At 71.7% G+C, this 13979-nt stretch carries 10 protein-coding genes; 9 read left to right on the top strand and 1 reads right to left on the bottom strand.

What is annotated here, in order from left to right; genetic code table 11:
* Positions 1-6 precede the first annotated feature (6 nt).
* Positions 7-1374, top strand: coding sequence for a cell wall metabolism sensor histidine kinase WalK (locus tag OOJ98_RS31505; RefSeq protein WP_267058737.1), 1368 nt, complete (start codon positions 7-9; stop codon positions 1372-1374).
* A 593-nt stretch (positions 1375-1967) separates the two neighbouring features.
* On the opposite strand, the gene OOJ98_RS31500 is transcribed toward OOJ98_RS31505, so the two are convergent.
* The gene (locus tag OOJ98_RS31500; RefSeq protein WP_267058514.1) at positions 1968-3782 is read right to left on the bottom strand and encodes a bifunctional UDP-sugar hydrolase/5'-nucleotidase; all 1815 of its coding nucleotides are present in this window, start codon (positions 3780-3782) and stop codon (positions 1968-1970) included.
* Between the two features lie 182 nt (positions 3783-3964).
* On the opposite strand from OOJ98_RS31500, the gene mshD reads away from it, so the two are divergent.
* The 8 genes from mshD to pstB all read left to right on the top strand — a co-directional run bounded on the left by mshD (position 3965) and on the right by pstB (position 13758).
* The gene (mshD, locus tag OOJ98_RS31495) at positions 3965-4888 is read left to right on the top strand and encodes a mycothiol synthase (protein ID WP_267058513.1); all 924 of its coding nucleotides are present in this window, start codon (positions 3965-3967) and stop codon (positions 4886-4888) included.
* Between the two features lie 680 nt (positions 4889-5568).
* Complete coding sequence (locus OOJ98_RS31490) at positions 5569-7794, top strand: RNA degradosome polyphosphate kinase (protein WP_267058512.1); 2226 nt, start codon at positions 5569-5571, stop codon at positions 7792-7794.
* Positions 7795-7798: 4 nt separating this feature from the next.
* Positions 7799-8800 (top strand): CHAD domain-containing protein, encoded by a 1002-nt coding sequence (locus OOJ98_RS31485; RefSeq protein ID WP_267058511.1) that lies wholly within the window; start codon positions 7799-7801, stop codon positions 8798-8800.
* Positions 8797-9225 carry an NUDIX hydrolase gene (locus OOJ98_RS31480; protein ID WP_267058510.1) on the top strand — a complete coding sequence of 143 codons (429 nt, stop codon included), beginning with the start codon at positions 8797-8799 and terminating at the stop codon, positions 9223-9225. Before OOJ98_RS31485 ends, OOJ98_RS31480 begins: the two co-directional genes overlap by 4 nt.
* Before the next feature lie 277 nt (positions 9226-9502).
* Positions 9503-10648 carry a phosphate ABC transporter substrate-binding protein PstS gene (pstS, locus tag OOJ98_RS31475; RefSeq protein ID WP_267058509.1) on the top strand — a complete coding sequence of 382 codons (1146 nt, stop codon included), beginning with the start codon at positions 9503-9505 and terminating at the stop codon, positions 10646-10648.
* 137 nt (positions 10649-10785) lie between these two features.
* Complete coding sequence (pstC, locus tag OOJ98_RS31470) at positions 10786-11784, top strand: phosphate ABC transporter permease subunit PstC (RefSeq protein WP_267058508.1); 999 nt, start codon at positions 10786-10788, stop codon at positions 11782-11784.
* Positions 11785-11827: 43 nt separating this feature from the next.
* Entirely contained in the window at positions 11828-12904 is a 1077-nt protein-coding gene (pstA, locus tag OOJ98_RS31465) for a phosphate ABC transporter permease PstA (protein WP_267058507.1), read from the top strand.
* A gap of 77 nt (positions 12905-12981) precedes the next feature.
* Entirely contained in the window at positions 12982-13758 is a 777-nt protein-coding gene (pstB, locus tag OOJ98_RS31460) for a phosphate ABC transporter ATP-binding protein PstB (protein WP_267058506.1), read from the top strand.
* Positions 13759-13979: the final 221 nt, after the last annotated feature.

The raw sequence follows: 13979 nt of genomic DNA, 5'->3' as shown, positions 1-13979 counted from the left end.
CGCGCGATGCCGCTCCGCTCCCGCCTCGCCATGCTCGTCGCCACGGCGGTCGCGGTGGCGGTGGCGGCGGTCTCCGTCGTGTGCTGGCTGCTGACCCGCGCCCAGCTGGGCGCCGAACTCGACACGACGCTGCGCAACACCGGCGCGCCCAGCAGCCTCGTCCAGGGCGCGCTCCAGTCCTGCGTGTCGGAGAGCAACCTCCCGCCGGGGCAGAAGCCGTTCGCGTACATCCAGGTCGTGCTGCCCGACGGAACCCGCTGCGTGGCCCCGGACTCGCCGCCGGTACGGGTCACTCCGCAGGACATCGCGGTGGCGCGCGGGACCAAGGCGGAGAGCCTGCACAGCAGCACCACCGACGGCGGCATGGACGTACGGGTGCACACCCAGCGCCAGGAGTTCGCCGGCCGCTGGGCCACGGTCTCGCTCTCCCGCCCGCTCACCGAGGTCGACTCCGCCCTCAACCGGCTCGCCCTGCTGCTCACCGGGCTCGCCGGCATCGGTGTCCTCGCGGCCGGCGCGGCGGGCCTCTGGGTCGCGCGGACCGGGCTGCGGCCCGTCGACAAGCTGACCGGGGCCGTCGAGCACGTGGCCCGCACCGAGGACCTGACGGTCCGCATCCCGGTCGAGGGCGAGGACGAGATCGCCCGGCTCTCCCGCTCCTTCAACGCGATGACCGCGGCGCTCGCCTCCTCGCGTGACCGGCAGGCACAGCTCATCGCGGACGCCGGGCACGAGCTGCGCACGCCGCTCACCTCGCTGCGCACCAACATCGAGCTGCTCGCCCGGAGCGAGGAGACGGGGCGGGCCATTCCGCCCGCCGACCGGGCGGCCCTGATGGCGTCCGTCAAGGCGCAGATGTCCGAACTGGCCGCGCTCATCGGGGACTTGCAGGAGCTGTCCCGGCCGGACGCGGTGCGCGAGGGGCCGTTCGAGGTGGTGGGCCTGCACGACATCACGCGGGTCGCGCTCGACCGGGCCCGGCTGCGGGGGCCCGAGCTGACCATCACGGCGGACCTCGCGCCCTGGTACGTACGGGCCGAGCCGGCCGGGCTGCAGCGGGCGGTGGTGAACGTCCTGGACAACGCGGTGAAGTTCAGCCCGCCGCGCGGGGCGGTCACGGTCGTCCTCGACCGGGGGGTGCTGACCGTACGCGATCAGGGGCCCGGCATTCCCGCGGAGGACTTGCCGCACGTCTTCGAGCGGTTCTGGCGTTCGCCGTCGGCGCGGGCGTTGCCGGGGTCGGGGCTCGGGCTCTCGATCGTGGCCCGCACGATCCGCCATGCGGGGGGTGAGGTGGGGCTCGCCCCGGCGGAGGGCGGCGGCACCCTGGCCACCATCACCCTCCCGGGCGCCCCCACCCCACCCCCGGCGTGACCTCCTGGGGCTCAGCCCGGACCCCGTTCGCGCCTGAAGGGCGCTCGTCCTCAAACTCCCCCAAGGCCTTAAGGGCCAGGGGGGACCCCCATGACGGGCTGAACATGTGCATGCCGCCCGGCACCGATCCCGCCAGGGGCGCGGGCCTGTGTCTTCTGCGCGGCTCCGTCGCGGTGGGCGCGGGTGGCGGGCTCGGTGCCGGGTCACCTACTAGGGGCGCGGGGCTGTGCCCTCTGCGCGGCTCCGCCGCGGTGGGCGCGGGTGGCGGGCTTGGTGCCGGGTCACCTACTAGGGGCGCGGGGAACTGCGCGACCAGCCCCGCACGGTCCGCACCCGACGGCCGGGGGCCGGGAGGATGCCCCCACCCCGCCCCTTCCCTAAACCCTCCGGGGGCGGGAAAGGGGGGCTGGGGTTCAGGACCTGGGGCTCCGCCCCAGACCCCGTTCGCGCCCGAAAGGCGCTCGTCCTCAAACGCCGGACGGGCTGAGGCGGCCGCGACCAGGCGCCCTGCCAAGGGCACGCGAGGATGCCGAGACTGGGCACCCCGCCAAGGGCAACCCGCCCAGGGGCGCGGGGAACTGCGCGGGGTCGTTCTACTTCAGGACCGTGATCCGGCCCGGGGCCGGCGGCTGGAGCGGGGTGGACGCCGAGGAGTTCGACGCGAGGTACGCGTCGAAGACGTCCAAGTCCGACGCCCCGACCAGCTTGTTCGTGCCGACCAGCGCCGGGAACCCGTCCCCGCCCCCCGCCAGGAACTCGTTCATCGCCACGCGATACGTCGCGGCGGGATCGATCGCCGCCCCGTTCAGCCGCACGGAGTCGACGAGCACCCGCGCCGCCCCCGACTTCGTCAGGTCCAGCGTGTACGTGAGGCCCTTCGAGACCTGGAGGATCTTCGGGTCGGCCTCGTTGGGCCCGCTCACCTGCTGCTGGAGTGCGGTCAGCAGCTGCGCCCCGGTCAGGTCGACCACGTTCATCATGTTGGTGAACGGCTGGACGGTGAACGCCTCGCCGTACGTCACCACCCCGTCCCCCTCGCTCCCGCTCGCCTTGTACACGAGGTCGGAGCGGATGCCGCCGGGGTTCATCAGGGCGAGCTGCGCCCCGCCCTTGTCGGGTGCGGACAGGCCCGCCAGCTGCGCGTCCGCGATCAGGTCGCCGAGCGGCTTCTCGGGCGCGTCCGAGCCGCGCCCGTTGATGTCACCCGCGATGTAGCCCTGCGGCCGGCTGGACACCGGCGCCGCCAACGCGCCCCAACGGGCGATCAGCCGGGTCATGTCGGGGGCCTTGGCCTGGTCCCGGCTCACGATGTGGTTCGCGGACTTCGGCGACCGTACCGCCGTACGCACGATGTCGTTGGTGCGCCGGTCGTACGTCAGCGTCGTGTCCGTGTACAGCTTGCCGAACGACGCCGCCGAGGTGACCATGCGCGGATTGCCCGCCGGGTCCGGGATGGTGCAGACGTACGCCTGGTGGGTGTGGCCGGTGATCAGCGCGTCGACCTTGGGCGTGATGCCCTTGGCTATGTCGACGATCGGGCCGGAGATCCCGCTGCCGGGGCCCTGGCTGTCGCACCTGTCGTTGTACGCACCGCTGGAGGGCATGCCGCCCTCGTGGATCAGGGCGACGATGGACTTGACGCCCTGGCGGTCCAGCTCCTTGGCGTACTTGTTGATCGTCTCGATCTCGTCGGCGAACTTGAGGCCCTTGACGCCGGACGCGGTCACGACGTTGGGGGTGCCTTCGAGCGTCACCCCGATGAAGCCGATCTTGACGCCGTTCTTCTTCCACACCGTGTACGGCTTGAGGATCGGCTTGCCGGTCTTCTCGTTCGTCACGTTGGCCGCGAGGTAGGGGAAGTCCGCGCCGGGGAACTTCCTGCCCTTCTCGTAACAGCCCCCGGTCGGGTGGCAGCCGCCGTTCTGCATGCGCGCCAGCTCGGTGGTGCCCTCGTCGAACTCGTGGTTGCCGACGGCCGTGACGTCCAGCTTCAGCTTGTTGAGCGCCTCGATGGTCGGTTCGTCGTGGAAGAGCCCCGACAGCAGCGGGCTCGCCCCGATCATGTCGCCGCCGGCCGCGGTGATCGAGTACGGGTGGCCCTTGCGGGCGGTACGCAGCGAGGTGGCGAGGTACTCCATGCCGCCGGCCGGCACGGACTTGGTGGTCCCGTCCGCCTGACGCTCCGTCACCGCGCCGGCCGAGCCCGCCGGGGGCTCCAGGTTGCCGTGCAGGTCGTTGAAGGAGAGCAGCTGCACGTCGACGGTCGGGTCCGGCTTCGGGTGGTGTCCGTGACCGCGGTCGTGCGCGGTGGCGGGCATCGCGGCGACGAGCGCCCCGACCGTGGCAAGTCCCGCGGCGCCCGCCCATATCCGGGTGGCGGCACGCTTCCTGTGGGGTTTCGCTGGCATGGCGTCTTTGAGTCCCCTGTGAGGTTCCGGTGAGGTTCCGGCGCAGCCTATGGTCAACGCGCGTAGCGCAACAGGGGTCCGCGGGTTACGAGCTGGTTGCCGTGGCCCGGCCGCGGACGGCTCACGGCACCCCGGTCCGCGTGCGGCCGGGCTCGCGGGGTGCCCGCCGTACCCTCGTATCCATGACAGACGCAGCCGCCCCCACTCCGTCCTCCCGCTCCATCCAGACGCTCGACGAGCTGAGCCCCGCCCAGGCGCAGGCCGTCCTCGACCTCATCGCCGAAGCAGCCCGCACCGACGGGCAGCAGGCCGTGTCCGAGCAGGGGCGGCTGCGGCTGCGCGGGGGCCGGCGCGAGGGTGTGCGGCACTTCCTGCTGACCGTGGACGACACGCTCACCGGGTACGCGCAGCTGGAGGACACCGACCCCGTCGAGGCGCCCGCGGCCGAACTCGTGGTGCACCCCGCGCGGCGCGGCCACGGGCACGGCCGCGCCCTGGGCAGCGCGCTGCTCGGCACGACCGGCAAGCGGCTGCGGGTGTGGGCGCACGGCGGGCACTCCGCCGCCCGCCACCTCGCGCAGGTCCTCGGGCTCACGCTCTTCCGCGAACTGCGGCAGCTGCGGCGCCCGTTGAGCGGGTCGGGCATCGCCGAGCCCGTCTGGCCGGCCGGTGTCACCGTGCGCACCTTCACGCCGGGCGAGGACGACGCGGCGTGGCTCGCGGTCAACGCGGCGGCCTTCGCGCACCACCCCGAGCAGGGCTCGCTCACCCAGCACGACCTCGACGACCGCAAGGCCGAGCCGTGGTTCGACCCCAAGGGGTTCTTCCTCGCGGAGAGGGACGGCGAGCTGATCGGCTTCCACTGGACGAAGGTGCACGCCGAGGAGCGGCTCGGCGAGGTGTACGTCGTCGGGATCCGGCCCGACGCGCAGGGCGGCGGCCTCGGCAAGGCGCTCACCGCGACCGGCCTGCGCCACCTCGCGGCGGAGGGACTGCCGACGGCGATGCTCTACGTCGACGCGGACAATCCGGCGGCGCTCGCGGTGTACGAGCGTCTCGGCTTCACCACGCATGAGGTGGACCTGATGTACCGCGCCGAGTCCTGACCGAGCCCCGGCCGGCCCCGGCCGGCTTACGGCTGCGGGCCGTGCTCGCTTCTCGCGCAGTTCCCCGCGCCCCTGACTGCTCGGTGCCGGACGCGTGCGCAGCCTCAGCCCGTCCGGCGATTGAGGACGAGCGCCCTCAAGGCGCGAACGGGGTCTGGGGCAGAGCCCCAGGATCCTGAACCTCAGCCGTTCATCACCCCCGGAGGGTTTCGGGAAGGGGCGGGGTGGGGCATCCCCCGGGGTCTGGGGCGGAGCCCCAGGCAACCCCCCGGACTTCGAGTGCAGACCGTGCTGGGGCACCCGCGCAGTTCCCCGCGCCCCTAGTAGGCGACCCGGCGTCGCACCCACGCCCCGCGCCCACCGCGGCGGAGCCGCGCAAAGGGCACAGCCCCGCGCCCCTGTAGGGCACCCGGCACCCCAGAGCCACCCGCGCCCCCAAGACGCAGGGCACCCGGCACACCCAGGCAGACGCCCCCACCCCCGGCGGAGCCAGTTCGCTCTCCCGCACGCCATGTCCTCGTAACCAGCCATTCAGACACGCTTGCGACGCTCACGCAATGAAGCCGCCGGCGCCCGCCACCCGGAACGGACCCGTTCCCCCGCCCCCCAGAGCCCCCCGGGCGCTCACTCCCGCCCGCTCCGACGCGCTGGACGGGGCCGGTGCGCGGAACAATGGGGACATGAGCCAGCAGCCCAGCGCCGAGGACACGCTCAAGCCCGCCCAGCCGTCCGTGGCCTCCATAGCCGCGCACCGCCCCCACACGCTCGCCGCCGTCGCCTCCGATCTGGAGCCCGACCTCGACGCGGACCTCGACGCGTACGAGGACGAGAGCGAGGGCGACGAGCTGCCCTCCGGCCGCTTCCTCGACCGCGAGCGCAGCTGGCTCGCCTTCAACGAACGCGTCCTGGAGCTCGCCGAGGACCCGGCGACGCCGCTCCTGGAGCGGGCGAACTTCCTCGCGATCTTCGCCTCGAACCTGGACGAGTTCTTCATGGTCCGGGTGGCAGGACTCAAGCGCCGCATCGCCACCGGCGTCGCCACCCGGTCCGCCTCCGGCCTCCAGCCCCGCGAGGTCCTCGACCTGATCTGGACCCGCTCGCGCGAGCTCATGGCCCGGCACGCCGCCTGCTACCAGCAGGACGTCGCCCCGGCCCTCGCCGACGAGAACATCCACCTGATCCGCTGGCCGGAGCTGACCGAGAAGGAGCAGGCCCGCCTCTTCACGCTGTTCCGGCAGCAGATCTTCCCGGTGCTCACGCCGCTGGCCGTGGACCCCGCGCACCCCTTCCCGTACATCTCGGGGCTCTCGCTCAACCTCGCCGTGGTGGTGCGCAACCCCGTCTCGGGCCACCGCCACTTCGCCCGCGTGAAGGTGCCGCCGCTGCTCTCGCGGTTCCTGGAGGCCTCGCCGCAGCGCTACGTCCCGCTGGAGGACGTCATCGCCGCGCACCTGGAGGAGCTGTTCCCCGGCATGGAGGTGCTCGCGCACCACATGTTCCGGGTGACCCGCAACGAGGACCTCGAAGTCGAGGAGGACGACGCCGAGAACCTCCTCAAGGCGCTGGAGAAGGAGCTCATGCGGCGCCGCTTCGGGCCGCCGGTGCGCCTGGAGGTCGAGGAGTCCATCGACCCGTACGTACTCGACCTGCTGGTACGGGAGTTGAAGGTCTCCGACGCCGAGGTCTACCCGCTGCCGGGCCCCCTCGACCTGACCGGTCTGTTCGGGATCTCCGCGCTCGACCGGCCGGAGCTGAAGTTCCCCAAGTTCATCGCGGGCACCCACCGCGACCTCGCCGAGGTCGAGTCGGCCTCCGCGCCCGACATCTTCGCCGCGCTGCGCGAACGCGATGTGCTGCTGCACCACCCGTACGACTCCTTCTCCACTTCGGTGCAGGCCTTCCTGGAGCAGGCCGCGTCCGACCCGGACGTGCTCGCCATCAAGCAGACCCTGTACCGCACGTCGGGCGACTCGCCGATCGTGGACGCCCTGATAGACGCCGCCGAGTCGGGCAAGCAGGTGCTCGTCCTGGTGGAGATCAAGGCGCGCTTCGACGAGCAGGCCAACATCAAGTGGGCCCGCAAGCTGGAGGAGGCCGGCTGTCACGTCGTGTACGGGCTCGTCGGCCTCAAGACGCACTGCAAGCTCTCCCTCGTGGTGCGCCAGGAGAACGACACCCTGCGGCGCTACTCGCACGTCGGCACCGGCAACTACCACCCCAAGACGGCCCGCCTCTACGAGGACCTGGGGCTGCTCACCGCCGACCCGCAGGTCGGCGCCGACCTCTCCGACCTCTTCAACCGGCTGTCGGGATACTCGCGCCGCGAGACCTACCGACGTCTGCTCGTCGCCCCCAAGTCGCTGCGGGACGGCCTGATCGCGCGGATCAACAAGGAGGCCGCCCACCAGCACGCCGGGCGCCCCGCCTACGTCCGCATCAAGGTCAACTCGATGGTCGACGAGGCCGTCATCGACGCCTGCTACCGGGCCTCACAGGCCGGCGTGCCCGTCGACATCTGGGTCCGCGGCATCTGCGCGGTACGCCCCGGGGTCGCCGGGCTCTCGGAGAACATCCGGGTCCGCTCCGTCCTCGGCCGCTTCCTCGAACACTCCCGGGTCTTCGCCTTCGGCAACGGCGGCGAACCCGAGGTGTGGATCGGCAGCGCCGACATGATGCACCGCAACCTCGACCGACGCATCGAGGCACTGGTCAGGGTCGCCGACCCGGCCCACCGCGCGGCCCTCGGCCGACTCCTGGAGACCGGCATGTCGCCGACGACCGCCTCCTGGCACCTGGGCGCCGACGGCAGCTGGACCCGGCACGCGGCCGACGCCGACGGACTGCCGCTGCGCAATGTGCAGGAGATGCTGATAGACGCCCGGAGGCGCCGGCGTGCAACGCCCTGAGAACGTGACAGGACAGGACCCGGCCGGCGAACTCCTCGCCCACTACCTCCACGCCCAGGCAGGCGCGTTCCTGCGCGGTCTGCGCCTCCACCGGGAGGCGGGACCGGACAGCGACCTCGCCGAGGGGGCCGCCCGCGCGATGCGCGCCGCCGCCCGTCGCATCGGCGCCACCCTCGCCACCTTCCGCCCGCTCCTGGATCCGGCCTGGGCCGACCAGCTGCGCACCGAACTCGCCTGGCTGTGCGCCACGTTGGGCGGTGAGCACATCTGCTCCGCCCGGCTGACCCGGCTCCTCGACGCGCTGCACCGGCTCTCCGGCAGCCGGGTCGCGCCGGCGCGCGGCGAGGGCGGCACCCTCACGGTGGGCGCGGCCCGCGCGGGCGCGCTGCTCGAACGGCAGCTGACGCCGGCCCGCACCCGGGCCCACTCCGCGGCGCTCCAGGCGCTCGGCTCCTCCCGGTTCCACGCCGTGGCGGACGCGGTCGCGCTGCTCGCCAGCGAGGCGCCGCTCGCGACGGCCGCCGCCGCGCCCGCGGCCGAGGTCCTGGTGCCCGCCGCGCTCGCCGCGGAGGAACGGCTGGAGCACGCGGTGGCCGCGCTGCCGCTGGCGCGCGCGGCGCGCCCGTACAACTCCGAGGCGCTGGTCCAGGAGAGCGAGAGCCAGGACCAGCCCTGGCATCAGGTACGGCGGCTGCTCCGGCTGCACCGGTACGCCCAGGAAGTGCTGCACGCGCGCCCCGCCGGCCTCCTGCCCGACGAGCCCTCCACGAGTCAACTGCCGGGCGCGGGAAGGGCGCTGGACCGGCACCGCGACGCCGCCGAGGCCGCCGCCGCCGCGTCGGCCGCCGCCCGCACCCCCCGCATCGCCCCGGCGACGGCGTACGCGCTCGGTGTGCTCCACGCCGACCAGCGCCACGAGGTGGAGGCGGCCCGCTTCGCCTTCCAGCGGATCTGGCAGCCTGTGGCGGTGACGACAGCACCCGCGGCGACGACGGCCGCGTCATGAGCACCGCACCCGACGGCACCGTCCTCGCGGCGGGCTGTGTCCTGTGGCGCCGCGCCGACTGGGGCGACCGCGGCCTGGAGATCTGCCTCGTGCACCGGCCGAAGTACGACGACTGGTCGCACCCCAAGGGGAAGCTGAAGCGGGGCGAGGAGCCGCTCGCCGGCGCGCTGCGGGAGGTGCTGGAGGAGACCGGGTTCACCTGCGTGCCCGGGGTGCGGCTGCCCACCGCCCACTACACCGACCACCTGGGCCGCCCCAAGCGCGTGGAGTACTGGGGCGCCGAGGCGGGCGAGGGGCGCTTCACCCCCACCGACGAGGTCGACCGGCTCCTTTGGCTGACCCCCGCCGCCGCCCACCACCGCCTCACTGAGCCCCGCGACCGCCAGTTGCTGCTGGCGCTGCTCGACGCGCCGCGTCTGGTCTGAACCCGCTCGGCCCCGCTGACCTCGGGCAACGCGTCCGCCCCTGACGTCCCACGGGCAGAACCGGTTCTGTACGCCGCCTGAACACGAACGGGTAACGGTCGGCACCGCACTGCCCGCCATGGTTCACCTTCCGTTAACTCTTCCCCGCCGACGGCTTCACCTGTTCTGCCTAATTTCGGCCTTACACGGTGAACGGCATCCCGCCCACACCGCTCATCCAACGCACGCCGCCGTAGAACGAACGGAACCCGGCGGCTCCCGGAAGGAACACCCGAAAGTGAAGCTTCAGCGCAAGAACCGGCTCCGCGCCACCGCCCTCGGCGTCATCGCCGTGTCCAGCGCCCTGGCCCTCACGGCGTGCGGCAGCGACAACAACAGCGGCAGCGGGAGCACGGGCGGTACGGGTGGCACGGCCTCCGGTGCCGCGTCCAACGTGAAGTGCGACGGCGCCAAGGGCCAGGTCCTGGCGTCCGGCTCCTCCGCGCAGAAGAACGCCATGGACCTCTGGGTCAAGAACTACATGGCGTCCTGCAAGGAGGCGCAGATCAACTACAAGTCCTCCTCCTCCGGCGAGGGCATCGTCGCCTTCACGCAGGGCACCGTCGCCTTCGCGGGCTCCGACTCGCCGCTCAAGCCCGAGCAGGTGGCGGACTCCAAGAAGGTCTGCACCGGCGGCGGCCAGGGCATCAACCTCCCGATGGTCGGCGGCCCGATCGCGATCGGCTTCCACGTCGAAGGCGTCGACAGCCTCGTCCTGGACGCCCCGACCCTCGCCAAGATCTTCAACGGCAAGATCACCAAGTGGAACGACGAGGCGATCGCCAAGCTGAACCAGGGCGCCAAGCTGCCCGACCTCGCGATCCAGGCGTTCCACCGCTCCGAGGACTCCGGCACCACCGAGAACCTCACCAAGTACCTCAGCGCCACGGCCAAGTCCGACTGGACGTACGCGCCCGCCAAGAAGTGGGCCGCCCCCGGCGGTCAGGCCGCCTCCGGCTCCGCCGGCGTCGCCGCCCAGGTCAAGCAGACCAACGGCGCCATCGGCTACTTCGAGCTCTCCTACGCCTCGTCCCAGTCGATCAAGACCGTCGACATCAACACCGGCGCCTCCGCCCCGGTCAAGGCCAGCTCCGCCAACGCCTCCACCGCCATCGCCGCCGCGAAGATCGCCGGCACCGGCAAGGACCTGGCGCTGAAGCTGGACTACACGACCAAGGCCGACAACGCCTACCCGATCGTCCTCGTCACGTACGAGGTCGCCTGCGACAAGGGCAACAAGGCCGCCACCCTCCCCGCGGTCAAGTCCTTCCTCTCCTACGCCGCGAGCGCCGACGGGCAGAAGCTGCTCACCGACGCCAGCTACGCGCCGATCCCGGCCGAGATCAACGCCAAGGTCATCGAGACCATCAACTCCCTCTCGTAGCAACACTGTTGAGCCGCCGGGCCGAAGACCCGGCGGCTCTCGTGGGGCGGGGGCCCCGATCCGGCCCCCGCCGCACACCATCCGGTGCACCGCCGCCAGGGGGCCCGACAGGTCCCCGCCCACAGACCGGAAAGATCATGGCCTCTTCCATAGCAACGGACACACCTCCGCCACCCGCTCCCGCCCCGGCAGCGCGCCGCAAGCAGTCCACCGGCCGCGCGGGCGACAAGATCTTCCTCGGGCTCTCCCGGGGCTCGGGCATCTTCCTGCTCGTCGTCATGGCGGCCATCGCCATCTTCCTGAGCATCCGCGCCGGCATCGCGATCTCGAAGGACCAGGGCAACTTCCTGACCACCTTCGACTGGAACCCGGCGGGCGACCCCCCGGCGTTCGGCATCGCCGTCCTGCTCTTCGGCACCGTCGTCAGCTCGGTCGTCGCGATGGCCATCGCCGTCCCGGTCGCCGTCGGCATCGCCCTGTTCATCTCGCACTACGCGCCGCGCAAGCTGGCCGCACCCCTCGCGTACGTCGTCGACCTGCTCGCCGCCGTACCGTCGATCGTCTACGGCATCTGGGGCGCCCTGTTCCTCGTGCCCTACCTCGGCGGCCTCAACGACTGGCTCGACACCTACCTGGGCTGGACCGTCATCTTCGAGAAGACCGAAGTCGGCGTCGCCCGCTCCATCTTCACCGTCGGCATCCTGCTCGCGATCATGATCCTGCCGATCGTGACCAGCGTGAGCCGCGAAGTCTTCCTCCAGGTCCCGCGCATGAACGAGGAGGCCGCCCTGGCCCTCGGCGCGACCCGCTGGGAAGTCATCCGCCTCTCGGTGCTGCCCTTCGGCCGCTCGGGCGTCATCTCCGCCTCGATGCTGGGCCTCGGCCGCGCGCTCGGCGAGACGATGGCCGTCGCCACGGTCCTCTCCCCGAGCTACGTCCTCTCGCTGCACCTGCTCAACCCGGGCGGCGGCACCTTCGCGCAGAACATCGCCGCGAAGTTCGACGAGGCCAACCAGCTCGGCCGCGACGCCCTGATCGCCTCCGGGCTCGTCCTCTTCGTCCTCACCCTGCTGGTCAACGGCGGCGCCCGCATGATCATCGCCCGCCGCAAGGAGTACTCGGGGGCCAACGCATGAGCCCGCTGACCTCCTTCGACCTCCGCCCCGAAGGGAGCCCGGCATGAGCCACGCAGCCGTTCAGGAAGCCCGGCCCGCCACCCCGGTCCCCCGCAAGGGCAGCCTCAGCCACCGCTCCCTGCCCCGCTGGGCGGGCGCCGGCTTCGCGGTCGTCGCGATCGTCCTCGCGGTGGGCATCGGCCTCGCCTTCGACCTGCACAGCAAGGTCCAGTGGGGGCTCATAGCGGCCCTGCTGTTCATCCTCGTCTCGTACACGGTCACCACGGCCGTCGAGAACAAGCGGCAGGCCAAGGACCGGGTGGCGACCTCCCTGGTCTGGGTCTGCTTCATCCTCGCCGTGATCCCGCTGTTCTCCCTGCTGTGGACGACGATCAGCCGCGGCACCAAGGTCCTCAACGGGTACTTCCTCACCCACTCGATGGCCGGCGTGCCCGCCTTCGAGCAGGGCGGCGGCATCTACCACGCGCTGATCGGCACCCTGGAGCAGATCGGCATCGCCACCCTGATCTCCGCGCCGCTCGGCCTGCTCACCGCGGTCTACCTCGTGGAGTACGGCAAGGGCGCGCTCGCCAAGGCCGTCACCTTCTTCGTCGACGTCATGACGGGCATCCCGTCCATCGTCGCCGGCCTGTTCATCCTGACCCTGATGCTCATGTTCGACCTCCAGCCCTCGGGCTTCATGGGGTCGCTGGCGCTCTCGATCCTGATGATGCCGGTCGTGGTCCGCTCCACCGAGGAGATGCTCAAGCTCGTACCGAACGAGCTGCGCGAGGCCGCCCTCGCCCTCGGCGTCCCGAAGTGGCGGACCATCCTGAAGGTGGTCATCCCCACCGCGATCGGCGGCATCACCACGGGCTTCATGCTCGCGGTCGCCCGCATCGCCGGCGAGACCGCCCCGATCATGCTGCTCGTCTTCGGCAGCCAGCTGATCAACACCAACCCCTTCGAAGGCGCCCAGTCCTCGCTCCCCTTCTACATCTGGGAGCAGTACCGGGTCGGCAGCGACGCGTCGTACGACCGCGCGTGGGCGGCCGCCCTCGTCCTGATCGCCTTCGTCATGATCCTCAATCTGGTGGCTCGCGGCATCGCCCGCTGGAAGGCCCCCAAGACCGGTCGCTAGAGCGACACTCTCCGGCTCCGCCGGGCGGGGCCACGCAGCGACCGATCTCCCCTCTACAGAAGCAGTGAGTAAGTGACATGGCCAAGCGAATCGACGTATCGGGCCTCTCCGCCTACTACGGCGCCCACAAGGCGATCGACGACATCTCGATGACGGTCGAGCCGCGCTCCGTGACCGCCTTCATCGGCCCGTCCGGCTGCGGCAAGTCCACGTTCCTGCGCACCCTGAACCGTATGCACGAGGTGACCCCGGGCGGGCGCGTCGAGGGCAAGGTGCTTCTCGACGACGAGAACCTGTACGGCTCCGCGGTCGACCCGGTGGCGGTGCGCCGCACGGTCGGCATGGTCTTCCAGCGCCCCAACCCCTTCCCCACCATGTCGATCTTCGACAACGTGGCGGCGGGGCTGCGTCTGAACGGCTCGTACAAGAAGAACGAGCTGGCCGACGTCGTCGAGAAGTCCCTCAAGGGCGCGAACCTCTGGAACGAGGTGAAGGACCGCCTCAACAAGCCGGGTTCGGGTCTGTCGGGCGGCCAGCAGCAGCGACTGTGCATCGCGCGGGCGATCGCGGTCGAGCCGGACGTCCTGCTCATGGACGAGCCCTGCTCGGCGCTCGACCCGATCTCGACCCTGGCGATCGAGGATCTGATCGGGGAGCTGAAGGAGCGCTTCACGATCGTGATCGTGACGCACAACATGCAGCAGGCCGCGCGGGTCTCGGACCGTACGGCGTTCTTCAACCTCGCGGCGGTCGGGCAGCCCGGCAAGCTCATCGAGATCGACGAGACCGAGCGGATCTTCTCCAACCCCTCCGTGCAGGCCACGGAGGACTACATCTCGGGCCGCTTCGGCTAGGTCCGACCTCATGCCGTCTGCGGTGCTGCATGGCGGTGCCACCGCAAGACGAAGGGCCCGCCCTCCCCAGGGCGGGCCCACCCCAACCCCCTGGGGCCCCGCCCCAGACCCCGATCGCGCCTCAAGGGCGCTCGTCCTCAATCGCCGGACGGGCTGGGTATGCCAATGCTGGGCATACCGCCTAGATCGACCCACCTAGGGGCGCGGGGAACTGCGCGGGT

This window comes from Streptomyces sp. NBC_00083 (assembly GCF_026343295.1).
Classification (GTDB): Bacteria; Actinomycetota; Actinomycetes; order Streptomycetales; family Streptomycetaceae; genus Streptomyces.
This window is presented reverse-complemented; position numbering and strand designations above follow the sequence as displayed.

Bases quoted from the DNA above. Each gene is read 5' to 3' on its own strand.
- pstA (WP_267058507.1), top strand. From the start codon at position 11,828: ATGAGCCACGCAGCCGTTCAGGAAGCCCGGCCCGCCACCCCGGTCCCC.
- pstB (WP_267058506.1), top strand. From the start codon at position 12,982: ATGGCCAAGCGAATCGACGTATCGGGCCTCTCCGCCTACTACGGCGCC.
- OOJ98_RS31500 (WP_267058514.1), bottom strand. From the start codon at position 3,782: ATGCCAGCGAAACCCCACAGGAAGCGTGCCGCCACCCGGATATGGGCG.
- OOJ98_RS31505 (WP_267058737.1), top strand. From the start codon at position 7: ATGCCGCTCCGCTCCCGCCTCGCCATGCTCGTCGCCACGGCGGTCGCG.
- pstC (WP_267058508.1), top strand. From the start codon at position 10,786: ATGGCCTCTTCCATAGCAACGGACACACCTCCGCCACCCGCTCCCGCC.
- OOJ98_RS31480 (WP_267058510.1), top strand. From the start codon at position 8,797: ATGAGCACCGCACCCGACGGCACCGTCCTCGCGGCGGGCTGTGTCCTG.
- mshD (WP_267058513.1), top strand. From the start codon at position 3,965: ATGACAGACGCAGCCGCCCCCACTCCGTCCTCCCGCTCCATCCAGACG.
- OOJ98_RS31490 (WP_267058512.1), top strand. From the start codon at position 5,569: ATGAGCCAGCAGCCCAGCGCCGAGGACACGCTCAAGCCCGCCCAGCCG.